Source organism: Sulfurovum iocasae, from assembly GCF_047716765.1.
In the GTDB taxonomy this organism is placed as follows: Bacteria; Campylobacterota; Campylobacteria; order Campylobacterales; family Sulfurovaceae; genus Sulfurovum.
Genome location: NZ_CP180410.1, coordinates 2,619,901 through 2,640,248 on the forward strand (window position 1 = coordinate 2,619,901; position 20,348 = coordinate 2,640,248).

Genomic DNA, 20,348 nt, shown 5'->3' on the forward strand with positions numbered 1-20,348 from the left:
TAGCAAAAGGACAAAAGGATTACATCATGCAAAATATACTTATAACAGGTATTGGTTCAGGCTTAGGTGAAGCATTGGCCAGAGAGTATCTTGCTAATGGTGACACTGTCTATGCCATTGGCAGAACATTTCCAAAAGTCCTTGATCAGCACCCACATTTTTTCTTTTTCCCTTATGATCTAAGTCAGACTTTTATGCTCAAGTCTGAAATCAAAGCATTTATACAAAACCGTTCATTTGATGTTGTTATTCTAAACGCAGGAGTTCTCGGTGAGATACAAATGTTAAGTCAAACTGATCTTGAAAATATCAAAGAGGTCATGGAACTCAATGTCTGGGCAAACAAAGAGCTCATTGATACATTGAGTGAATATGCCCATGTCAAACAAGTGGTGGGCATCAGTTCAGGTGCTGCGGTCAATGGCTCTAAAGGCTGGGGAGCCTACTCGCTTTCCAAAGCAGGACTCAACATGCTGCTCTCTGTCTATGCAAAAGAGCTGCCAGAGATCCACTTCACTGCTCTGGCTCCAGGTATCATAGATACACCTATGGTACGACATATCATCCACAAAGTAGATGATCATACCTTTCCATCAGCAAAAAAACTCAAAGAGAGCCATATCCAAACTCCTACAGAAGCAGCAAAACTCCTCATATCTACCTTCGATAGACTTTTAGAGTATGAGAGTGGAAGTTTTTTAGATGTAAGGACGATGGAATAGTCTTATATTTAGAATTTATGGAAATGCTTTAGTGTGCATTAGATTTTGTCAGTAATTCTTGCAGGACTAGTGTGCTAGTTCAAAAGGGTTACTGATGAAATATGATGTGCAATAAAACATTTACACCTTTATCTTTTGCCATTCGCCTTTATTGAAAGTAATCCAAAGCCATATTGCTTTCACAAAAGTATCGGAGATCATTGCAAAATAGACCCACATGATGTTTTCAAAATACCACGAGAGTAAAAATGCAGGGATGATACGTACGAACCAGAGTGAGGTAAGATTTATTTTAAGTGTTTTCTTACTATCCCCTGCACCACGAAGAGCACCTGAAAGTACAAAGTTAAAGGCAAGAGGTATCTGAGAAAGTCCTACGATACGCAAGTACAAACTGGCTTCTTCTATAGTCTGTGCATCATCTGTAAAGAACCATACGATCTTCTCCGGCATAAATATCATAAAAAAGGAGAGGAAGAACATAAATCCTGCTGTGTATTTGAGTACCAAAAGCACATCTTCTCTGGCTTGTTCGGGTTTGTTTGCACCTAAACCCTGCCCCATGAGTGCCATCGCTGCGATGGTAAACCCGATCCCAGGCATAAATGCCAAACCTTCTACACGCAAACCTATCTGATACCCTGCCAACGCTTCTGTACCATACTGGGCAATGATGACAGTAAAGAGCATAAGACTCCCAAACGTCAGTGCACGCTCAAATGATGCAGGTATCCCTACCTTAAGTGCGCGTGAGAGTAGAGATCTGGAGTAGTGCCATAAAGGAATGTAAGGTGTTTTATGTCTGAGATACAAGATCACATAAATAACAAACTCCAGCATGTTGACTATGACTGTCCCTACCGCTGCACCCAACACACCAAGTTCAGGGAAACCAAAATGTCCAAAGATGAGAAGATAATTGAGGATAACATTAAGGATGATAGAGCCTATCTTCACTTTCATAGGTGTTTTGGTGTCTCCTGCTGCATTCAGTGCTGAAACAAACACCAGTTTCATAAAGACAAAAGGCAGCATCCATGTAAGCATCTGCACATAGTCTGCTCCAAGTGCTATCACTTCAGGTGCTGTGCCAAACCAGACATAAATGTTTGATGCAAGGTAATACCATGCTGCCATCACAGGCAAACTCAATAGTAAAGCAAACCTAAGCAGTGTAGAGAGTCCCATGGAAGCCCGCTTTATCTTCCCCGCACCTATAAAACGTGAGAGCAACGCCGAGGTACCGACATGAAGCAGGGTCAAGACAGCAAAGACAAACATAAGTGACTGCAACCCAAGCCCCACCGCTGCCACAGCAAACGCAGAGATACGCCCTACCATGATAAGGTCAGTGATCACCTGCAGCATATCCATCAGTGAGTTTAGTGCTGCGGGGATGGAGATCTTCAGTATCTTTTGATGTTTGGCAGGGAAAAATCGTATCAACAGGTCTCTTTTAACCCAAAATATACAATAGAGATCATAGTCCTATTACACAATTGCGGTTTATTTTTTATGAATTATACACCTATTAACTGAGAGAGATGTGTATAAAGCAACACAATGATCAGTGACGCCCATCCCAGCATCCAACCTACAGCACGTAACATCTTGCCCTGTTGAAACATTTTTCTTGTCTTGTAAAGTACAACGGGGTATGCGACCAAGGCTAAAACTTCAGGGAGATACGCCATAAAAGTCAAATTGTATTTCGCAGCAGCAAGCTTCACTGCCACAAAAGAGGTATAGACAAAGCCATACACAATGAGCAGCATAAACATCTGTACGATATAAAAGAATACCTGACCTGCTTTTTTATTTTGTTCGTCGTTGTAGTATGACATTCGCTATTTACTGTCCTTCAACACTTGGCCACTCACCTGCAGGCCATGGTCTCTCATTCATGTTGAAACATATATAAGAGACCAGTTGTTTTGAGTATTCTGCCAAACCACTTGTAAAATGTAAAAGCTTATCATTAGGCTCACCGATCAGCCAACTATAGATAAATTGACTCACAGTAATAACAAAAAGTAACATAGAGATAAATCTACCTATGATCAGATACAAGATCGTATAAAGCACTCTTGCCAAATCTGCTTTTGGCTGTTGATTTGTTTCTATTTCTTCCATAATTACGCTCTCCTTTTTGTTTGATTATATCAAAATTATGTCATGGACTCTTTTTACTTAATAAACCCCATTATCTTCTCATCTGCTTTTTTCCTTTCTTCTACCAAGCCATCTAAGATATTAAATACTTCTTTAATCTGTTTGTCATTTTTTCTTTCCCCAACCTACATATACAACTCTCCAAATACCTCTCTATACGTCAAGTACAGTCTCAAATCGAATTCAAGTTGATGGTATGCTGGTTCTATGTGTGTACATAGTTTATAAAATGCTTTATTGTGTTCTTTTACTTTGAGGTGTGCGAGTTCATGTGTGACGATCATCCGTAGAAATGCTTCAGGTACATTTTTAAACACATGAGAGATGCGTATCTCATTTTTAGCTTTGAGCTTTCCCCCTTGTACTCTGGAGACAAAAGTATGTGTACCCAGTGCAGCACGAACGTCACGTATTTTAGTGTCATACATTACTTTAGCTATGGGTGATGAGCTTTTCATATGTTCATTTTTAAGTGCCATCACGTAAGTGTAGAGACTTTTGTCAGAAGTGTAGCTGTGTGTATCTTTGTACCGAGAGAGTAAGTACTCTCCTAACTTATCTTGCTCTATGAGCGCTTGTATCTGAGCTTGGAGTTTGGCATCATAACCGTTGAGATATTTTAGCATTTGAGATTATAGCTGGTTTATATAATAGATATTAGTTTTTTCTTACAATATAAAATAGCCCTTGTGGGTCTGGGCTGACAGATAAGTATCCAGATATGTTTGAGAGATTGGGTGCGGTTTAGAATCTTTTACAAATCCCTCAACCTCTCCAAAACCCTAACCATAGCCAACGTATCTAATTCACAATACTTCAACAGTGCCTTACGCATCGCTGTTTTTTCTGCTTCATTCATAGAACCCATCTGAGCAAAAGCATTCATGGCTTCTCCTCCGTTGTGTATGAGGTTTAGATTTGTGTAGGCATCGGACATTTCCGGTACGAGTGCGGGCAGTACGTACTTGATGGAGTAGCTCCCCTGCATGGATGGTGTGACGCAGTAGCCTTTTTGAAAGGGGAGCATAAGGTCTTTAATATTGTCGTGTATCGCCATGAGGTGTGCTTGGTATTTGGGGAATTGGTCTGCCAGATTTTTGAGTACCCCTTTCTCGAAGCTCATGTTGTAAGCCAGGACAGTTACATCGGTGGGGATGTCAGCTACGAGTCTCTCTGCCAGTGCTTCACGTGGGTCTGTTCCCTCTTTTGCCAGGAACTCAATGTGTTCTGGGCTTCCATCTTCTTGTTCGATGTGTAGCGAATACTGAAATGGTATCTGCATATAGGGGCTGATGCCTTGCCATTGTGGGATGGCTTGCTGAAAGGTCTCGAAGTCGAGGTGATAGAGTGGGTATGTGAGGCTTTGTAGAAACTCATCTATCTTTGCTTGGTCTATGTGGGTCTTTTGGGCTTTGTGGTTATCTACTTTGGCTTTTTGCTTCTTAGTCATCTCGAAATCATCCGGGATGTCTTCTATCTTGACGATGCCTTGTTCGTAAAGTTCTACCTGTTTTTTGCTTCCAAGGTTGAAGATGTTAAAAACGGAGTACTCAGGTATGCCCCTCTGCACCTTCCAACAATACTCCTTAGCAGCACACTCATAAGGCTTTTTACAATGTAAACCTATGTCTATGTCGGGTTCTTGCTCTCTGTCTGCCAGACAACCTCTAAACGCTTCTATATTGACCCATATCTCTTCTGTCGAGAACTCGAATCCCTCACTGACATCCACACTCACAAAAAGCTTCTCGAGCTCCAGCTCCTCTCCCCGTACATAGGTGCTGTCGAGATGAATGACTGAGCAACGCTTCACAACATACCCGGCAGACTCCACCACATACTTCTGAAAAGCCACGTCATGATAGTAGATATCTTTCATCTCTGTAGAGCTCTTGACTTCGACTATCTCTACTCCATCCTCATAGACTTTGAGGATATCCACCATCACCAAAAGGTCATCCACCATAAAGGTCGCTTCGTAGATGGTCTTCACACCCTCATCTATCCACTCTTTCGTTACTGTAGCCATACCATTCATGCTACTTGCATCATACGATACTTTACGCCCATCAGGAAAAAGCTCACACGCCAATGCTCCTACAGCTTTACCGTTTTCTTGTCTTGCTATGGTGCTTGCATCAGTTGGAGTTAGAACTTGTTTTTTGTAGTGGTGAAGCCATAATGCTTTTGGGCATTGGATGGCTTTGGTGTAGTTGGATTTTGAGAGGATCATAATTGTTTTTATTCCTTAAATTATTTTACTAATTTATATCAGCCAAACATCCCTTTGCTAGCTAATAATGTTACTAATCCTATTATCATCATAGTTCCAAAAAATTTCGTATAGAATTTATTATTTATCATAGTGGAAATGATGGTACCTATCAGTAAAGAAACAGCCAAAAGGCCATAAAGAATAAACATCAGTCCAATGACATCTTCTGGTAACTCTATAGGCTTTTCATCTGGCAGTACAAAAGTCTGTAAGCCTACAGTGACGATCCAAATATAAAGCAGTACCGAAAAAAAAGCTGTCCAAAACAGGAACTGTATTTTAGCACTTCGTATTAACATAGTTTTTCCCTTTAATACTTTTTATTGGTATACACTAACAAGTCATCTTTATTCAAATTATCTAGTAACGAAGATAGATGACTATGAGATAAAAGTGTTATTTCTACATCTTTCATCTGCTCAACTTCAGAAGAAAATCCATTTTTAGAAAAGAGTACATAATCAGCTATGTTTAGTTCTGATTTTTGGCACTTCTCTTTAAGGGAATTAAGCATGTTTATTTTTGCTTCATCTTTAGAGTATTTACACTCACCTGCTAACATCTTTCCAGATTTTCTTTTAGCCAGTATCTCTATTTGTACATGTTTGTCATAGTATGAACCTATAGAAACTATGGGGTCATCTGCAAATTTTGTGGCAACACTTTGCTTTACGAGTTCTAACACTAACTGGTTGCTCAGTAAAATAGAAAAATTGTCTCTAAGTTTATGCCACTTTTGCTCAAATTCACTAAAGTCACCCTTGGAAATACTCTTATAATTAGGAGAGATCACAGCAAACCAAAAACGCATAAAAGGCAACTCAAATAACAATCTGTCTGATTTTCCATCAGAACTTTTTAAAGGTTTTTCTACTGAGGTGTCAAACTTTAACAGACTTTTCATCTCCAAATAGTCCATAGCCTCTTCGCCTTTGTCTCTCCCTACTCTACCTTTTTTAAACACAGCATCTTCATGGCTCTCACCCAAAGCTATAATAGACAACAACATGTGATATAAAGCATTACCATGTGTAAAGCGTGTAATGCCGTTGTGGATAGGTTCATAGTTACGCAGTACTTTTTCTTTTATGAGTTCATCTAAACTTTTAGAAGTATCTACATCCCACCCCGTACCACCAAATACTGCAAAGTATTCTAAAGCCTTATCAATATCTCTGATATCGTTCTGATAAGCAAAAGAGCGAAAATGTTGTAAAAGTGTTGGACGTTTTGACATGGGTTAGCCTTGTTTTAGATATATGAATTATAGCCAATATTTATAGTGTGTCTTTTTCTTTTTTAACTTTGTTTTTGCGGTGTCGAGGTTTCTTTGTTCTGTCTTTTTTTGTCTTTTCTGTATGAGTTGGTGTTGCTGAAGCAACAAAACCTTCTAAGACTTTTTCTTCGATTTCTTTTTTCATATTATATTCGATGTCACTAAGTAACGGTTCATCTTCAGGGCTTACAAGAGCCATACCAACACCCAACTCTTTCATAAAGGCTAAACGATTATAATAATCTTCTACCATATCTGGTAAATCATAAGAAAGAACTAGTTTAATATTTTCTAACTCTAATGTTTTCAAAATCATATCTGTAGTGATGATAATATTTAGAGCACCTAGATTAAATTTTGTTGCAGCAACTTGCTGCTGTTCTTGTCTATGGTTTCCATGAACAGCAGTAACATTAAACTCTTTTGACATTAAAAACGCACTCAGTGCATCTGCTTTTTTCTTACTTCTAACGACAATAACCACTTGCATTTTTTTATAGTCATTTAGAAGTAACCCAAGCATAGATACTTTGTCATGTTCTTTTACAAAATAAATACTCTGAGTAGTTCGTAAAGCTACACTTCTTTGATCATAATATTTTGGGGTATCAGTTTGTTCAGACATTAGATGCTTTCCTTGATATAGTTTCGAGATTATATCTGATTACTTTGTAAGCCTCCCCAAAAACCGTACCACCTAAAACAGAATAATTCTGATAAAATAAATCAGGAGAGTTCATGCGAAAGAGTAAGTTCACAGAGAGACAGATTGTTGGTATCCTAAAAGATATAGAAGACGGGGCACCCGTAGTTGAAACACTAAGAGAAAAAGGTGTAAGTAAAGACACTTATTACAAATGGAAGCGTAAATATAGTGGTCTAGAGAGTGGTGATGTCAAAAAGCTCCGTGATCTGGAAAAAGAGAATGCCAAGCTCAAAAAGATGTATGCAGAGATGGCACTGATGAATGAAGCTCTCAAGGATGTGATTGAAAAAAAGCTCTAAAGCCTGATGAGAAGCGAGATACAGTAAAGCATATCGTAATGCATTTTTCATTAAGTATCAATCAGGCTTGTACGATGTTGGAAATTAGCAAGTCAACTTATTATTATGTGAAGAAGCCTAAAGATGATAGCAAAGTAATTGAAGCTCTCAACAGCTTGGTAGATAAATACCCTAGAAACGGCTTCTGGCTACTTTTTAATAGACTTCGTAAGCAAGGCTATGTATGGAATCATAAACGTGTATATCGTGTTTATAAGGCTATGGGACTTAATATCCAGCGTCGTACAAAGAAACGATTACCTAAGCGTATTAAAAATCCTTTACAGGATCTCTATCATCCAAATGAACAATGGAGTATGGATTTTATGTCAGATACGCTCTTTGGAGGCAGAAGATACCGTATCCTCAATATCATGGATGAATTTAACCGTGAACTCATAGAGTTTGAAGTTGACACTTCATTGCCTTCAGCAAAGGTGATTGAAGCACTACGAAGAGCTGTAGATTTTAGAGGTAAGCCAAAGTCCATACGTGTAGACAATGGTCCAGAATTTATCTCTCACAAACTAGAGATATGGTGCTATATCCATTCTATAGAGTTAAAGTTTATACAGCCAGGCTGTCCTACGCAAAATTCAAGAGTTGAACGTTTTAACGGTTCTATGAGACGAGAGTTTTTTCATGCTTATCTATTTGATACATTGGATGAAGTAAGAGTAGCAGCCAAAGAGTGGATTGATGATTATAACTACAATAGACCACACAAGTTTTTAGGAAAGTTAAGTCCTGTTGAATATTTAGAAAAGTACAATTTAGAACAGAGTTATTCTGCTTAGACTGGTTTGATTTAAGGGGAGGCTTACACATTTTAATCAAAAAAGTTATTATTCTCCATCTGAAGAAAAAGAAATTAAAGGAAATAAGTATAAAGTTCCTTTTATTAAAAATAGAGAAAAAGTAGATATATATAAATGGAAAAATACAGTATTCAGTATATTTAATTGTTATGAACTTAGTAATATTAAATCCAGAAGTGAGTTAGTTGGTGAAAATGATTTCACAATTGCAATAGAATATAATCAAGATACAAATTATTTTTCAAATATTATTGGAAGTATTGCAAGAGATAACCACTCTTATATTGTGCAAGTAAATAGTTCTCAATATGGTGATAGTAGAATAACGCAACCGACGAAGACGGTAGAAATGGATATTGTTAAAATAAAAGGTGGGAAAGATACGTCCTTAATTATTGGAGAAATAGATATTAGAAAAATTAGAGATTTTCAATCAAAAACATTTTCACTTCAAAGTGAAGATAATAATTTTAAATTAACACCTCCAAATTTTAAGATTTCCAATTATCGTAAATAAATATTTTGTTTTTTAAAAAAAACCCAAATAAAGCTATAAAATACCAACAGCCCTAAAACGGGTAAAAGGTATCTTCTGAATAAAGGGGTCAGACTAGACTATTTAACTACGAGATAATCCCTTAACCATCCAAAAAGAAGGTACAAACAGACCCTTATTATACCAACCATTTCTCCCCATCAAAAACAACATCATCATCTATGCTAAACGAGTTTGCAGTTAAGGGGTCAGGTGATAGTGATAGTACACTACTCTCTTCCTTCTTAATCTGATATTGATTTGGAATATTATAGCAAGAGCATTATTCATCTTCACCCTCGATCTCCTCAGGCAACTCCAAAGCATCAATATGCACAATAGCCGAAGACCCTGCTATCCCTTGCAATGCACCATACATCTCAGTCGTGTTCATAAGCACACCATCTATGGTCTTTTCTCGTCGTTTCCATGATGCCATGAGGGAGCGTTTTTCTTTTTCTAGTTCTTCTTGCATCTTCATGAAGCCGTCTACTATGGCTTTCATCTGCATGGAGAACTCGTTTCCTGTCATGTAGTTGTAGAGCAAGGTCATTTTGTCACTTTTGTTCTCTTCTCTTTGTACAGTTTTGTGTACGCGTATGAGACTTTCACGAAGCAGTGAGACTGAACCTTTGAACTCATCTAAACTACATACCCAGATTCCATCTACGAAGCCCATACGTTCCATACCGTTTGGCAGTACAGACGTAACCAATACTCCTAAGTCTGCATTTACTTTGAGCATGTCTTGTTTGAGTTTTGTTATCCAGCCGTCTGACCATGATTTGGTGTTCTTAGACTCATAACAGATCACCCCGCAGTTTTGTAACTCTCTAGTGTGGATGGTCTGTACACAGTCCGCACCAAAGGCACCTTTTTTTACTTCATCTACCGTGTCAAACGGGAACTGAGTACTGAGCCAAGACTCAATGGCAAGTTCGAGAGCCTCGCCCTGAATTTGCATAGACCCCTGCTCGGCTTTTCTTTTGGCACTTTCAATGTCTCTTTTCATCTGCGTTATCTGTTCATCTTTGGCTTTGAGTTTGAGTTCATTGGCCTCCAAAACTTGCTTGATCAGTAGCTCTTTATCTTCATGGGCTTGCTTTACAAGTTTTTCTTTTTCCAATCTCAACTCTTCACTCAACGCCTTCTGAGCTTCCACCTTCGCTGCAGATGACACCTCATCTTTTTCTCTTTTGAGTTTTTCTATCATCGCTTTGGAAGCATTAAGCTCTTGGACTTGCTTGGACTTCTCTTCCAACTCTTTTTGAAGCAGGGACAGAGACTCACTCTGCTCCTCAACCAACTCCTTTTTAAGCTCATCATGAAGCTTCTGCCTTTCAAGCTTCAACTGTTCCTTGGTTGCCCTCTTCAGCTCCTCATCAAACTTCTCTTTTTGCTCTTGCATAGAGAGTTCTTTAGCCTTCAAGTCATCAAAAGCCTGCTTATACTCCTTACGTTTACTCTCCACCTCATCACGAAGCTTTTTTTGTTCTGCTAAATTCTTCTGCTTATATTTCTCTTCGATCTGATGATAGAATATCTCATCGATATCTATTTCTGTACCACAGTTGGGGCATTTTATGGTTGTATTGCTCATTATATTCTTTCCATTTATAAAGTTATTCATTCTAGTTTGATTATATCAAAACTTATTATCTAAATGTAATTTTGCCATACAAAAAGATAAAAGTAAAAAAATATGCGCTCTGACTGCAAGGAGGAAGTGCCCTTGGGGTACAATAATGTCATATATACATAAAAAAAGGCTTATCATGAGACTCTTCATCGCTTCCCCTATAAAACTTGATGACTATGCATCCATACAAGAAGATTTCAAAGATATCATAGAAGGCAAATGGGTAAAAGAAGAGAACTTGCATCTGACTTGGGTTTTTCTGGGTGATGTGAAAAATGAAAAAACCACCATCGAAAAGATGCAAAGTATTTCAGCACTTGAAAGTGAAGTAAGCATCGCTGAGATGGGGTATTTTGGTCGACCTCCAAGAGTCCTTTTTGCCAATGCAGAGGAGAAGATACTCTACCACAAAGCAAGAGAGTTCAAAGAAGCAGGGTTTGACCTCTATCGTTTCAAACCTCACATCACACTGTGTCGTATCAAAACCATACACGACTACAAAGCTTACAAAGAGAAGCTCAAAACCTATCGTGAAAAAATACTAGGGTTGATACTGCCAGAGATCAACCTCTATGAAAGTACGCTGACATCTAAAGGTGCAGAATATGCGTGTAGATATAAAATTGAACCCTCTGAATAACCTAGGCACTCATAGGGTTCAATTAAAAACTTAACGTAAAATTTTTCTTATCGCTTCCACTAGTGCATCTTTTTCGATGCTTCGTACTTTTTCATCATAGGCTTCAAAATTCAAACCTTCTTTGGAAACTTCTTTTTGCAAGATCACCTCACCGCCATCAAGTTCGGAACTTACATAATGTATAGAAACACCACCATAAGAATGTTCATCTTCATAACTCTTTTCTATGGCTTTGAGGCCTTTATGTCTAGGGAGTAACGAGGGATGCAGGTTGATACTTATTATCTGTTCTGTAAACACCGGTGTCAAGATACGCATGAACCCTGCAAGCACTGTCAAGTCTGGTTTATATGCTTGCAGTCGTTCTACCACTACAGCATCAAAAGCTTCTCTGCTCTCATACGTTTTTGCGTCTATGACTTCAAGAGGTATGGACGCTGCATTTGCAACTTCTATCCCCTCTGCATTTGCGTTGTTTGTCAAGGCAACGACAACTTCAAACTCTTGTGCATGTAAATGCTTGACAATATGGGCAAAGTTAGATCCTTTACCACTAAAAAGAACTGCTATTTTTTTACGATTCGCCATTTAGTGGCTCACTGCATTGTATTTTAATACTTATCATGGCGGAATACTACCAAAACTATTTACTATTCACTATTAATTATTTACTTCAAGCAGAGATATCTGTTCGATAAGATCCGTAGACAACATCGCATATGAAGATCCTCTGTAATGATTGGCAGCGATCACCAAAGCCAAAGAACCCTGGATAGCTGCATCAATGGCAGTGTAACCTTGTGCAAGCAATGAGACGATGAGACCGGAAAGGACATCACCACTTCCACCCTTGCTTAGCTTGGAACAGCCTAGAGGGTTAATATAGAGTCTTTCTTCCTGCATGATGAGTGTGTTGGCACCTTTGAGCAGCAGGGTCACATGCGGATACTTGGCATTGAACTTACGTACCATTTCAAAACGTTTGGCTTGTACCTGTGTCACAGTGAGCTGTTCACCTGTAAGTATCTTCCACATGACTACAAACTCTTTAGGATGTGGGGTAATGACGATCTCTCTGTCTTTTTGTTCTAGAACAGATAAGATCTCTTCACTGTGAAAACTGTCAGCATCAAGGACTATGGGCAAGTGGCTTTTTACCACATACTTCTGCAAAAATTCACTCTCAAAATGACACCCAAGTCCCATCCCTATGGCTAGAGCCGAAGCATTACCCGGTACGACCGTTGCGTGCATCAGATATGCTGGAGGAGAGATCTTGTCATGGACTACCAGTGTGGTAAGCCCTGCTCCAAATGTAGCTGCAGCCATCCCGGCAATGATACCTGCCCCCTCCTTCTCTCCACAAAACACAGCTGCATGTCCGAAGCTTCCTTTATGCGTGGATTGCTCTGTTCTGGAAGGAAGTTTTAGATCAGATGCTTCAAGCAGACAGGTCTGACTCTCACCTTCATAAAAGAGTGAACTCAACCCTAAGTCTACTCGTACTACTTCACCCACCACATCTTTACAAGCATCAAGATAAAGTGCCTCTTTATAGGCACCCATTGTCAATGTGACATCTGCTTGAAATGCCAGTGGTAATAAAAGTCCCTCATCACTCACGCCTGTTGGTACATCACAAGCAATTTTATGGGCTTTAAGTGCACCCAGTTGATGGATGATATGCTGTGTCTCTTCATTTAAAGGTTTATTGAGTCCTGCTCCAAACAAAGCATCTACGACGACTTCAGCTTCACTCACCACATCTACACGCTTAACTCCAAGTTTCATAGCCCGTTCCAACTGAAGCTTTGCCATAACAGAGCGTACCTCAAACGGCACATAAAGTTTGACATCATAGTCACCGTGTAACTGTCTTGCAAGGACTATGCCATCTGCGCCATTATTTCCTACACCTGCTGTGATAAATACCGAAGTGCCTTGTCTGAAATGTTTACGTATATAATCTGCTATGCCGGAAGCGGCATGTTCCATGAGTATATCTTCTGTCAGTCCATACTGCTCATAACATTTTTTGTCTAAGGCATAACAACTTTCAAATACTTTTTGCATAGAGAACCTCCATCTGATGTTTATATTTTATCACAATTTAATCCTAACTCGATATAATCCCACACTTTGTTTGTAACTCCAATAGATTGATTGGAGAAATTTTAAACAGGAAGGGGGTGCTTTTCGATGCCAGGAATAATTTTAAATTCACGTGATTCATTTGATGACGCTTATAGAAAATTCAAAAGACAATGTGACAGAAACCTTATCGTAACTGAAGCGAGAGCTAGACAACACTACGAAACTAAGACTGAAGCGAGAAAAAAAGAGAAAATTGCAACACGCAAGAAGATCCTTAAGAAACTCTTCATGCTTAGAAGATACGAGTCTAGACTGTAAGTTTTACAGCAGTGGGGCATCTTGCCCTGCTACTCAATCCACTTTTTAACCTAAACTACAACATATCAATTTTAATCAAAATATTTACTTACTATCATACTGTTTATCATACAATGCAACTCCCCTGTGTTTTAACCTATATGCTTTAGGACTCATCCCTTCATGTCGTTTGAAAAAGCGCCCCAACTGTGAAACTGTCTCAAAGTGAAGTGCATAAGAGATCTGCTTGATGGACATACCGCCAAAACAGAGTAAATACTGTATCTCTTTGATAATACGCACATGTATATAGGAGAGTGCAGTATGATGAAGTGTAGCTTTAACCGTCTCACTCAAATGTTTAGGTGTGATGCCTAATAGCGAAGCATACTCTTTCACACTTTTTTTCTGCCAGTAATGCTCTTCGATCAGAACAAGAAACTCTGAACAGATCTGCTCAGCTCTTGTATGGTTTTGTTTCAATCCAAAATGTAATTTCTCACGTTTGAGTAAAACAAGCAATTGATTGATCAACATTTTTACCACTATTTTATAATCATCATTTTTAGCTCTTAATTCAGAGCTTAACTGCTCGTATATAGAGACAGCATGTGCAAATTGTGTCGTATCTAAAACAATATCTTGCTGACACTTGCGATGGAAGTCCAATAAAGCATCTTGTATCTCCACAGTTAAACTATCTTCTTCTATAAACGCTTTATTAAAAAGTAAAACATAGGTTCTTGAAGCATTAGTGGTATCTTTAAATGAATATATCGATCCTGGGTTTACTAGCTGAAGAGATTGTGGTTTGATTAAATAATTAAATTGATTGATCGTTCTTTTCGTTTCTCCATGTATACGTAAAAACAGAGCATAATAATTGAAATGAATGGGTATACCTTGACTACCTGCTTTAGTATCATCAAGCAGTACTATATCTTTAGCCTCAAAATCATCTGCAAAAAAATCCATGCCGAACATGGGATTAGGTTCAAATAAATATTTATAGGTATTGATAGTCTGTTCTATCGTAAAAAGAGGTAGTGTTTTCATAATATAAAACCTTTTTGAACACAATATTACATATATTAACACACATATAATATATAATCCGACAAAATGTACATTTTTACGAAATTTTGCTCTTTATTATAAAATAATTTAATGTTATGCTTACTTATGATGTTTGATTATCAACATTAGACGTAAAGAAGTTAAAAAAGTACATAACAGCAAAGGAGAAAAGTACTATGGAAAATACACTTTATGAAAGAATGGGTGGAGAAAATGTAATTAGAAGTTTAGCTAATGATATCGCAGATAATCATTTAGCTAACCCTCTGATAAAAACAAGATTTGAGATCGTAGAAGATATGGATAAGGTTAAACAAATCGTTTTTGAATTTATCTGTGCTGGTACGGGTGGTCCTCAGACCTACACTGGTAAAGGTATGCTGGGAGCACACAAAGGAATGAATATTTCCGAACAGGAATTCATAGCAGTGGTAGATGATATCCTTTTGGCAATGGATCAAAATAATATTGGTGAAACTGAAAAAAAGGATATGCTGGCGATCGCCTATTCACTCAAAGATGAAATAATACATGTATAAACAAAATATAAAGAATGTAAAATTTCTCATCTCAAAGGTAAAACTTAGGGACGAGAAACATTTTACTTTGCTACTCAATCCACTTTTCTATCTAAACTGTAGATAAAATTTTCTCAACTCATTACACATTATCTAACTTTTCGCTAAAATCATAGTAATATTTTCATTATATATCTAAAGGTTTCTCCATGACATTTACTACTACTCTACAAAAAGACGCTATCAAGATCATGCTCCTAGGTTCAGGTGAACTTGGTAAAGAAGTTGCCATTGAGGCTCAGAGACTTGGTGTTGAAGTGATCGCTGTTGATAAATACGAGAATGCACCTGCACACCTTGTAGCAAACCGTTCATATGCTATAGATATGCAAGACAAAGAAGCTGTACTTGCACTTATAGAAAAAGAGCAACCAACTTACATTTTACCAGAGGTTGAGGCTATCAGCATCGCTGCACTTTTTGAAGCTGAGGCTAGAGGTTTTCATGTTATCCCAAATGCTGAAGCGGTAAACAAAACGATGAACCGTAAAAACATTCGTGTTTTTGCAGCCGAAGAGCTGGGACTTAAGACAAGTGGCTATGAATTCATCACTACTTTGGATGGACTCAAAGCATCTGGTGAGCGCATGGGCTTCCCATGTGTCATCAAACCGGTGATGAGTTCTTCCGGTCATGGTCAGAGCATCGCAAAAACTGCAGATGATATAGAAAAATCATGGGAGATCGCTAAAGAGGCAAGAGGTGATGCGAGTGAGCTCATCGTTGAAGAGTTCGTCACTTTTGACTATGAGATCACCCTCTTGACAGTACGGAATGAAACAGGTACTACTTTTTGTGAAGCCATCGGACATATACAAAAAGATGGAGACTTCATCCTTTCTTGGCAACCAATGCCAATGAGTGAAGAAACACTGCAAAAAGCGAAAGACATCGCCAAAGCAGTCACAGATGGTCTTGGTGGCCGTGGTATCTTTGGTGTGGAATTCTTCGTCAAAGACGGTGAAGTGTACTTCTCTGAACTTAGCCCACGTCCACACGACACAGGTATGGTGACACTTATCACACAGAGCCAAAGCCAGTTTGCTTTACATGTACGAGCTGTACTTGGTCTGCCACTTGACTTTACTTTCTATGGTTCAGGTGCATGTGGTGCGTACAAAGCAAAAAATGAAAGTCATAATCCGATTCTTGAAATACCAGACAATGCCTTTACTAAAGACAGTTTTGTAAGAGTCTTTGGAAAACCAGAATCTCATGTAGGTCGTCGTATGGCTGTCAGTCTTGTACTGGATGAAGTTGAAACAGCAAAAGAGCGTGCACTTAAGATCGCAGCAAGCATAAGTGACTCTTAAATGAGATCCATTTCACTCAAAGGTAGAACCTACCCTACAGATTTAAATCCAGGTGGTACTGCCTTTGGTGGTTGGGTCATGGCAAAAATGGATAAAGCTGCAAGTATCGCAGTGGATGATATTATTAAATCTCCAGCCGTTACTGTAACTGTTTCAAGGATCAACTTCTTAAAACCTATTCACAATGGTGACATATTTACAATATATACCGAGATCACAGCTATTGGTACCTCATCCATGACTATCTATGTATCGGTAGAAGTTAAAGATCTGGATACCAATGAAGAATTTGAAGTAACAAGTGCTGAGTTTAAATTTGTTGCTCTTGATAAAAATGGAAAACCGGTAAACGTGCGCTCTGTACTTAGAGATGATATCAGTGAACATATAGAAACGCTTCTAGAAAGAACAGAGTAAGGATAAATATGAATATTGTAATACTTGATGCAAAGACACTTGGTGATGACTTGGATATCAGTGCATTAAATACGTTCGGTGAAGTAACAACCTACCAGACAACAACTTCCGAAGAGACACTTGACCGCATCAAAACCGCTGAGATCATCATTACAAACAAAGTAGTCATTACTGCACAGATGATGGAAGAAGCACCGCAGCTAAAACTCATATGTATCGCTGCCACAGGGATGAACAATGTTGATCTTGATGCAGCAAAAACCATGAGGATAGAGGTCAAAAATGTTGCAGGTTACTCTACACAGTCTGTAGTACAACATACTTTTTCTATGGCACTCTACCTTATTGGGGAAATGGCCTATTATGATAATGTAGTTAAAAGTGGATCATGGAGCAGATCTGAACTCTTTACAGATGTCAGCCGTCCATTTTTCGAGATAGCAGGGAAAAGATGGGGGATCATCGGGCTTGGCAGCATCGGTAAAGAAGTAGCCAGAGTTGCGACTGCTTTTGGTGCAAAGGTATGTTACCATTCAACTTCCGGTGAGAACTATGGACAAAAATACCCTCATATGGCACTGGATGAACTACTTCAAGAATGTGACATCATTTCTATCCACTGCCCTCTTAATGAGAAAACACAAAACCTCCTTAATACTTCAAATTTAGGGCTTCTCAAAGATGGAGCGATACTTCTCAACCTTGGGAGAGGAAGCATCATCAATGAGGCTGACTTGGCAGGAGAGCTAGATAAAAAAGATATCTACGCAGGATTGGATGTACTTACCCCTGAACCTATAGCAGAAGATAATCCACTCATGCATGTTCAAAATAAAGATAGACTCCTCATCACACCACATATGGCTTGGGCAAGTATCGAAGCAAGAAAAAAGCTTCTTGAAGGTATTGTGGAAAATATTAAAATATTTATGGAGAAATAACATATGATCGATGTTCTCATCATAGGCTCAGGTGGAGCAGGTTTAACTGCTGCACTTTCTGCTAAAGAAGCTGGTGCTTCTGTTCTTGTAGTGGGTAAAGCTTACCCTACAAATTCACAAACTTCTATGGCTCAGGGAGGCATCAATGCTGCTCTTGGTAATGTAGGTGAAGACCATATAAGCTCTCACATTGCAGATACGGTCAAGTCTGCACATGGACTTTGTGATGAAGATATGGTACGCAAGATGTGTGCAGATGCACCCAGGACGATAGAGTGGTTAGAGAGTTTGGGTGTACCTTTTTCACGCTTGGACAATGGTAAAAGTGGTAAAGATACAGTAGCCCAACATCAAATGGGTGGTGCTTCTGCAAAACGTGCCTGTTATGCCCAGGACTATACAGGACTCAAAATACTTCATACTCTTTATGACACTTGTTTGAAAGAGAATATAGACTTTTTAGATGAACATTATCTGCTAAACCTCATCACCAAAGATGATACGGTTAAAGGAGCAACTTTTTTAGACATCTGCACAGGTGAAGTAAAACAAATAAATGCAAAATCTGTCGTAATGGCAACAGGTGGGTATGCTTCACTCTATCATGGATTTACGACCAATGCTTACGGCTCTACCGGTGATGGTGTCGCAGCAACACTTCGTGCAGGAGGAGCTGTCTCAGATATGGAGTTTATACAGTTTCACCCAACTGCATTGAAACACTCTGCTATTCTTATCAGCGAAAGTGCCAGAGGGGAAGGTGGTTACCTATTGAACTCCGATGGTGAACGATTTGTTGATGAACTCAAACCCCGAGATGAAGTAGCACGTGCCATCTTCTCTCAACTACAAAACAATCAAGAGGTTTTTTTAGATCTCAGACATTTAGGAGAAGAGAAGCTCATGGCGATCCTTCCTCAAGAAGTAGCACTTTGTAAATTGCATGAACATATAGACCCCTCTTCAGAACTCATCCCTATTAAACCAGTAGCACACTACTCCATGGGTGGGATAGATGTGGATTATGCCCTAGAAGTCACAGGTATCAAAGGGTGTTTTGCCGTAGGTGAATGCTCCAATGCCAAAGTGCATGGAGCCAACCGTCTTGGCGGGAACTCACTGCTTGAGATCACAGCATTTGGAAAATTTGCAGGAGAAAATGCCTATAAACATTCTATTTATGCAAGTAGTAAACCAGCAGATGACAAACAACTCCAAATTGATACAGCACATATAGAAGAGTTATTTAAAAGAGAGGTGAAACTCAACTTCTATGAGCAAAGAGAAGCATTGGGAAAACTTTTCTACTCTCATGTGGGTATTGTGAGAGAAAACAACAAACTAAATGAGGCACTTGAAAAAGTCATCACCATGCAAGTGACTCTCCCTCAAATGGGCATAGCCGACAAAGCCAAAGAGAACAACCAAAACCTAGTAGAGTTTTTAGAATTCTCTAATGCCTTATTACTTGCTCCTACCACCATCTCTGCAGCTATCGCAAGAGATGAGAGTCGAGGTGCACACTATAAACTGGGTTTTGAAAAAGAAGATGATGAAAACTTTGCCAAACATATGGTTTTGCAGTGGAAGAAGGAGCCTCTATGATAAATGCTCTTCCTTCATCAATCACGCAAAGCGTGCCTGTCTCTGTGAACGACCTTGAAAGCAAAGCGATTCGAGAACAGAGACGCTTTTTGCTTCCTTTTTCTAAAAAAGGAAGAGGGAAACAAAGCTACAGTTTAACATTAAAAGAGAGTATGGAGACCAAAATATGAAAATTTCTATTCAAAGAGAAAAAAGTATAGAATCCTTTGAAGTCTCAACAGGTATCACTCTCCTTGCTGCCCTCTATGAGATAAAAGAACACAAAGATGCTTCACTAACATTCTCAGCAGGCTGTCGTGCTTCAGTGTGTGGAACTTGTGCTGTCCGTGTGAACGGAAGAGAAGAACTCTCTTGTGCCTACAAAGTAAAAGAGGGTGACCTTGTTGAACCACTACAATACCACCCAATCCTACGTGATCTCAAAGTAAACAAACACAAAGCCAAAGAGACACTTGTAAAAAGTACGGCATGGTTACATGAAATGCAAGAAGCAGCACTGACACACAGTGATGAGAAACTAACCGAAACACAAACAGACTGTATACTCTGTGATTCATGCTATTCTGCCTGCCCTGTCTATGCAGTAAATCCTGACTTTTTAGGACCTTTTGCTCTCACTCGTGCTTACCGTTACAGTTCAGACAAACGTGAAGGTGATGCAAAAAATATTATAAATAATATTCAGACCAATGGTGTATGGGATTGTACTTTATGTGGAGAATGTACAGCTGTATGTCCAAAAGGCATAGACCCAAAAATGGATATCACCATGCTAAGGGGTACATCACTTCAATTTGGACACTCTGACCCTTCGTTTGCTACGCAGAGTTTTGGAACACCTGATTTTGGCGCGGGTGGAGGATTTGGGTTTTAAGGTGAATTGAGCTTAGCTCAAGAGAGTATGC

General features: G+C 38.9%; 24 protein-coding genes. 12 read left to right on the forward strand and 12 right to left on the reverse strand.

The window, feature by feature from the left end; all coding sequences use genetic code 11:
- The first annotated feature begins 26 nt into the window (after window positions 1–26).
- Window positions 27–722, forward strand: a complete 696-nt coding sequence (locus tag ACLHDG_RS12890) for an SDR family NAD(P)-dependent oxidoreductase (RefSeq protein WP_415406656.1) — start codon at window positions 27–29, stop codon at window positions 720–722.
- Between the two features lie 120 nt (window positions 723–842).
- Here the strand turns inward: ACLHDG_RS12890 and ACLHDG_RS12895 are convergent, their stop codons facing one another.
- From ACLHDG_RS12895 to ACLHDG_RS12930, 8 genes are all read right to left on the reverse strand, one after another.
- Complete coding sequence (locus ACLHDG_RS12895; protein WP_415406657.1) at window positions 843–2,168, reverse strand: MATE family efflux transporter; 1,326 nt, start codon at window positions 2,166–2,168, stop codon at window positions 843–845.
- Window positions 2,169–2,242: 74 nt separating this feature from the next.
- Window positions 2,243–2,566 (reverse strand): hypothetical protein, encoded by a 324-nt coding sequence (locus ACLHDG_RS12900; RefSeq protein WP_415406658.1) that lies wholly within the window; start codon window positions 2,564–2,566, stop codon window positions 2,243–2,245.
- A 7-nt stretch (window positions 2,567–2,573) separates the two neighbouring features.
- Window positions 2,574–2,855 carry a DUF4389 domain-containing protein gene (locus ACLHDG_RS12905; protein WP_415406659.1) on the reverse strand — a complete coding sequence of 94 codons (282 nt, stop codon included), beginning with the start codon at window positions 2,853–2,855 and terminating at the stop codon, window positions 2,574–2,576.
- Between the two features lie 164 nt (window positions 2,856–3,019).
- Window positions 3,020–3,520, reverse strand: a complete 501-nt coding sequence (locus tag ACLHDG_RS12910; protein ID WP_415406660.1) for a YgjP-like metallopeptidase domain-containing protein — start codon at window positions 3,518–3,520, stop codon at window positions 3,020–3,022.
- A 128-nt stretch (window positions 3,521–3,648) separates the two neighbouring features.
- Complete coding sequence (locus ACLHDG_RS12915; RefSeq protein ID WP_415406661.1) at window positions 3,649–5,127, reverse strand: DUF2779 domain-containing protein; 1,479 nt, start codon at window positions 5,125–5,127, stop codon at window positions 3,649–3,651.
- A gap of 38 nt (window positions 5,128–5,165) precedes the next feature.
- The gene (locus ACLHDG_RS12920; protein WP_415406662.1) at window positions 5,166–5,468 is read right to left on the reverse strand and encodes a hypothetical protein; all 303 of its coding nucleotides are present in this window, start codon (window positions 5,466–5,468) and stop codon (window positions 5,166–5,168) included.
- A gap of 11 nt (window positions 5,469–5,479) precedes the next feature.
- On the reverse strand, window positions 5,480–6,406 hold the full coding sequence (locus tag ACLHDG_RS12925) for a DUF234 domain-containing protein (RefSeq protein WP_415406663.1): 927 nt from the start codon (window positions 6,404–6,406) through the stop codon (window positions 5,480–5,482).
- A 40-nt stretch (window positions 6,407–6,446) separates the two neighbouring features.
- The gene (locus ACLHDG_RS12930) at window positions 6,447–7,070 is read right to left on the reverse strand and encodes a helicase-related protein (RefSeq protein ID WP_415406664.1); all 624 of its coding nucleotides are present in this window, start codon (window positions 7,068–7,070) and stop codon (window positions 6,447–6,449) included.
- 113 nt (window positions 7,071–7,183) lie between these two features.
- On the opposite strand from ACLHDG_RS12930, the gene ACLHDG_RS12935 reads away from it, so the two are divergent.
- Both ACLHDG_RS12935 and ACLHDG_RS12940 read left to right on the forward strand, forming a co-directional pair.
- A protein-coding gene (locus tag ACLHDG_RS12935) for an IS3 family transposase (protein ID WP_415405754.1) occupies window positions 7,184–8,286 on the forward strand; the annotation gives its coding sequence in 2 pieces (ribosomal slippage) (window positions 7,184–7,445 and window positions 7,445–8,286; 1,104 coding nt in all).
- A gap of 370 nt (window positions 8,287–8,656) precedes the next feature.
- A complete protein-coding gene (locus tag ACLHDG_RS12940) occupies window positions 8,657–8,824 on the forward strand; it encodes a hypothetical protein (RefSeq protein ID WP_415406665.1) in 168 nt (55 codons plus the stop codon).
- Between the two features lie 301 nt (window positions 8,825–9,125).
- Here the strand turns inward: ACLHDG_RS12940 and ACLHDG_RS12945 are convergent, their stop codons facing one another.
- On the reverse strand, window positions 9,126–10,442 hold the full coding sequence (locus ACLHDG_RS12945; RefSeq protein ID WP_415406666.1) for a DUF2130 domain-containing protein: 1,317 nt from the start codon (window positions 10,440–10,442) through the stop codon (window positions 9,126–9,128).
- A 145-nt stretch (window positions 10,443–10,587) separates the two neighbouring features.
- Here ACLHDG_RS12945 and thpR point away from each other — a divergent pair, with 145 nt between their 5' ends.
- Entirely contained in the window at window positions 10,588–11,121 is a 534-nt protein-coding gene (gene thpR, locus ACLHDG_RS12950) for an RNA 2',3'-cyclic phosphodiesterase (protein ID WP_415406667.1), read from the forward strand.
- 30 nt (window positions 11,122–11,151) lie between these two features.
- On the opposite strand, the gene purN is transcribed toward thpR, so the two are convergent.
- Together purN and ACLHDG_RS12960 are read right to left on the reverse strand one after the other, a co-directional pair.
- Complete coding sequence (gene purN / locus ACLHDG_RS12955; protein WP_415406668.1) at window positions 11,152–11,709, reverse strand: phosphoribosylglycinamide formyltransferase; 558 nt, start codon at window positions 11,707–11,709, stop codon at window positions 11,152–11,154.
- A gap of 72 nt (window positions 11,710–11,781) precedes the next feature.
- Window positions 11,782–13,194, reverse strand: coding sequence for an NAD(P)H-hydrate dehydratase (locus ACLHDG_RS12960; RefSeq protein ID WP_415406669.1), 1,413 nt, complete (start codon window positions 13,192–13,194; stop codon window positions 11,782–11,784).
- Window positions 13,195–13,320: 126 nt separating this feature from the next.
- On the opposite strand from ACLHDG_RS12960, the gene rpsU reads away from it, so the two are divergent.
- Entirely contained in the window at window positions 13,321–13,533 is a 213-nt protein-coding gene (rpsU, locus tag ACLHDG_RS12965) for a 30S ribosomal protein S21 (RefSeq protein WP_415406670.1), read from the forward strand.
- An 84-nt stretch (window positions 13,534–13,617) separates the two neighbouring features.
- Here the strand turns inward: rpsU and ACLHDG_RS12970 are convergent, their stop codons facing one another.
- A complete protein-coding gene (locus tag ACLHDG_RS12970; RefSeq protein ID WP_415406671.1) occupies window positions 13,618–14,568 on the reverse strand; it encodes a helix-turn-helix domain-containing protein in 951 nt (316 codons plus the stop codon).
- A 197-nt stretch (window positions 14,569–14,765) separates the two neighbouring features.
- Here ACLHDG_RS12970 and ACLHDG_RS12975 point away from each other — a divergent pair, with 197 nt between their 5' ends.
- The 7 genes from ACLHDG_RS12975 (at window position 14,766) to ACLHDG_RS13005 (ending at window position 20,317) form a co-directional block, all read left to right on the forward strand.
- Window positions 14,766–15,128 carry a group I truncated hemoglobin gene (locus ACLHDG_RS12975; protein ID WP_415406672.1) on the forward strand — a complete coding sequence of 121 codons (363 nt, stop codon included), beginning with the start codon at window positions 14,766–14,768 and terminating at the stop codon, window positions 15,126–15,128.
- A gap of 188 nt (window positions 15,129–15,316) precedes the next feature.
- Window positions 15,317–16,480, forward strand: a complete 1,164-nt coding sequence (gene purT, locus ACLHDG_RS12980) for a formate-dependent phosphoribosylglycinamide formyltransferase (protein ID WP_415406673.1) — start codon at window positions 15,317–15,319, stop codon at window positions 16,478–16,480.
- Window positions 16,481–16,897, forward strand: a complete 417-nt coding sequence (locus ACLHDG_RS12985) for an acyl-CoA thioesterase (RefSeq protein ID WP_415406674.1) — start codon at window positions 16,481–16,483, stop codon at window positions 16,895–16,897.
- An 8-nt stretch (window positions 16,898–16,905) separates the two neighbouring features.
- Window positions 16,906–17,838, forward strand: a complete 933-nt coding sequence (locus ACLHDG_RS12990; protein ID WP_415406675.1) for a D-2-hydroxyacid dehydrogenase — start codon at window positions 16,906–16,908, stop codon at window positions 17,836–17,838.
- 3 nt (window positions 17,839–17,841) lie between these two features.
- Entirely contained in the window at window positions 17,842–19,443 is a 1,602-nt protein-coding gene (locus ACLHDG_RS12995; RefSeq protein ID WP_415406676.1) for an FAD-dependent oxidoreductase, read from the forward strand.
- On the forward strand, window positions 19,440–19,613 hold the full coding sequence (locus tag ACLHDG_RS13000) for a hypothetical protein (RefSeq protein WP_415406677.1): 174 nt from the start codon (window positions 19,440–19,442) through the stop codon (window positions 19,611–19,613). The genes ACLHDG_RS12995 and ACLHDG_RS13000 overlap by 4 nt, the downstream gene beginning before the upstream one ends.
- Window positions 19,610–20,317 (forward strand): succinate dehydrogenase/fumarate reductase iron-sulfur subunit, encoded by a 708-nt coding sequence (locus ACLHDG_RS13005; RefSeq protein ID WP_415406678.1) that lies wholly within the window; start codon window positions 19,610–19,612, stop codon window positions 20,315–20,317. The genes ACLHDG_RS13000 and ACLHDG_RS13005 overlap by 4 nt, the downstream gene beginning before the upstream one ends.
- Window positions 20,318–20,348: the final 31 nt, after the last annotated feature.

What these genes read in the sequence shown, in the direction of transcription:
- ACLHDG_RS12970 (WP_415406671.1), bottom strand. Translation starts at nt 14,568, where the DNA reads ATGAAAACACTACCTCTTTTTACGATAGAACAGACTATCAATACCTAT.
- ACLHDG_RS12930 (WP_415406664.1), bottom strand. Translation starts at nt 7,070, where the DNA reads ATGTCTGAACAAACTGATACCCCAAAATATTATGATCAAAGAAGTGTA.
- ACLHDG_RS12925 (WP_415406663.1), bottom strand. Translation starts at nt 6,406, where the DNA reads ATGTCAAAACGTCCAACACTTTTACAACATTTTCGCTCTTTTGCTTAT.
- ACLHDG_RS12985 (WP_415406674.1), top strand. Translation starts at nt 16,481, where the DNA reads ATGAGATCCATTTCACTCAAAGGTAGAACCTACCCTACAGATTTAAAT.
- ACLHDG_RS12940 (WP_415406665.1), top strand. Translation starts at nt 8,657, where the DNA reads ATGGATATTGTTAAAATAAAAGGTGGGAAAGATACGTCCTTAATTATT.
- ACLHDG_RS13005 (WP_415406678.1), top strand. Translation starts at nt 19,610, where the DNA reads ATGAAAATTTCTATTCAAAGAGAAAAAAGTATAGAATCCTTTGAAGTC.
- ACLHDG_RS12905 (WP_415406659.1), bottom strand. Translation starts at nt 2,855, where the DNA reads ATGGAAGAAATAGAAACAAATCAACAGCCAAAAGCAGATTTGGCAAGA.
- purN (WP_415406668.1), bottom strand. Translation starts at nt 11,709, where the DNA reads ATGGCGAATCGTAAAAAAATAGCAGTTCTTTTTAGTGGTAAAGGATCT.
- rpsU (WP_415406670.1), top strand. Translation starts at nt 13,321, where the DNA reads ATGCCAGGAATAATTTTAAATTCACGTGATTCATTTGATGACGCTTAT.
- ACLHDG_RS12975 (WP_415406672.1), top strand. Translation starts at nt 14,766, where the DNA reads ATGGAAAATACACTTTATGAAAGAATGGGTGGAGAAAATGTAATTAGA.
- ACLHDG_RS12900 (WP_415406658.1), bottom strand. Translation starts at nt 2,566, where the DNA reads ATGTCATACTACAACGACGAACAAAATAAAAAAGCAGGTCAGGTATTC.
- ACLHDG_RS13000 (WP_415406677.1), top strand. Translation starts at nt 19,440, where the DNA reads ATGATAAATGCTCTTCCTTCATCAATCACGCAAAGCGTGCCTGTCTCT.
- ACLHDG_RS12960 (WP_415406669.1), bottom strand. Translation starts at nt 13,194, where the DNA reads ATGCAAAAAGTATTTGAAAGTTGTTATGCCTTAGACAAAAAATGTTAT.
- purT (WP_415406673.1), top strand. Translation starts at nt 15,317, where the DNA reads ATGACATTTACTACTACTCTACAAAAAGACGCTATCAAGATCATGCTC.
- ACLHDG_RS12995 (WP_415406676.1), top strand. Translation starts at nt 17,842, where the DNA reads ATGATCGATGTTCTCATCATAGGCTCAGGTGGAGCAGGTTTAACTGCT.
- ACLHDG_RS12990 (WP_415406675.1), top strand. Translation starts at nt 16,906, where the DNA reads ATGAATATTGTAATACTTGATGCAAAGACACTTGGTGATGACTTGGAT.
- ACLHDG_RS12890 (WP_415406656.1), top strand. Translation starts at nt 27, where the DNA reads ATGCAAAATATACTTATAACAGGTATTGGTTCAGGCTTAGGTGAAGCA.
- ACLHDG_RS12920 (WP_415406662.1), bottom strand. Translation starts at nt 5,468, where the DNA reads ATGTTAATACGAAGTGCTAAAATACAGTTCCTGTTTTGGACAGCTTTT.
- thpR (WP_415406667.1), top strand. Translation starts at nt 10,588, where the DNA reads ATGTCATATATACATAAAAAAAGGCTTATCATGAGACTCTTCATCGCT.
- ACLHDG_RS12910 (WP_415406660.1), bottom strand. Translation starts at nt 3,520, where the DNA reads ATGCTAAAATATCTCAACGGTTATGATGCCAAACTCCAAGCTCAGATA.
- ACLHDG_RS12945 (WP_415406666.1), bottom strand. Translation starts at nt 10,442, where the DNA reads ATGAGCAATACAACCATAAAATGCCCCAACTGTGGTACAGAAATAGAT.
- ACLHDG_RS12915 (WP_415406661.1), bottom strand. Translation starts at nt 5,127, where the DNA reads ATGATCCTCTCAAAATCCAACTACACCAAAGCCATCCAATGCCCAAAA.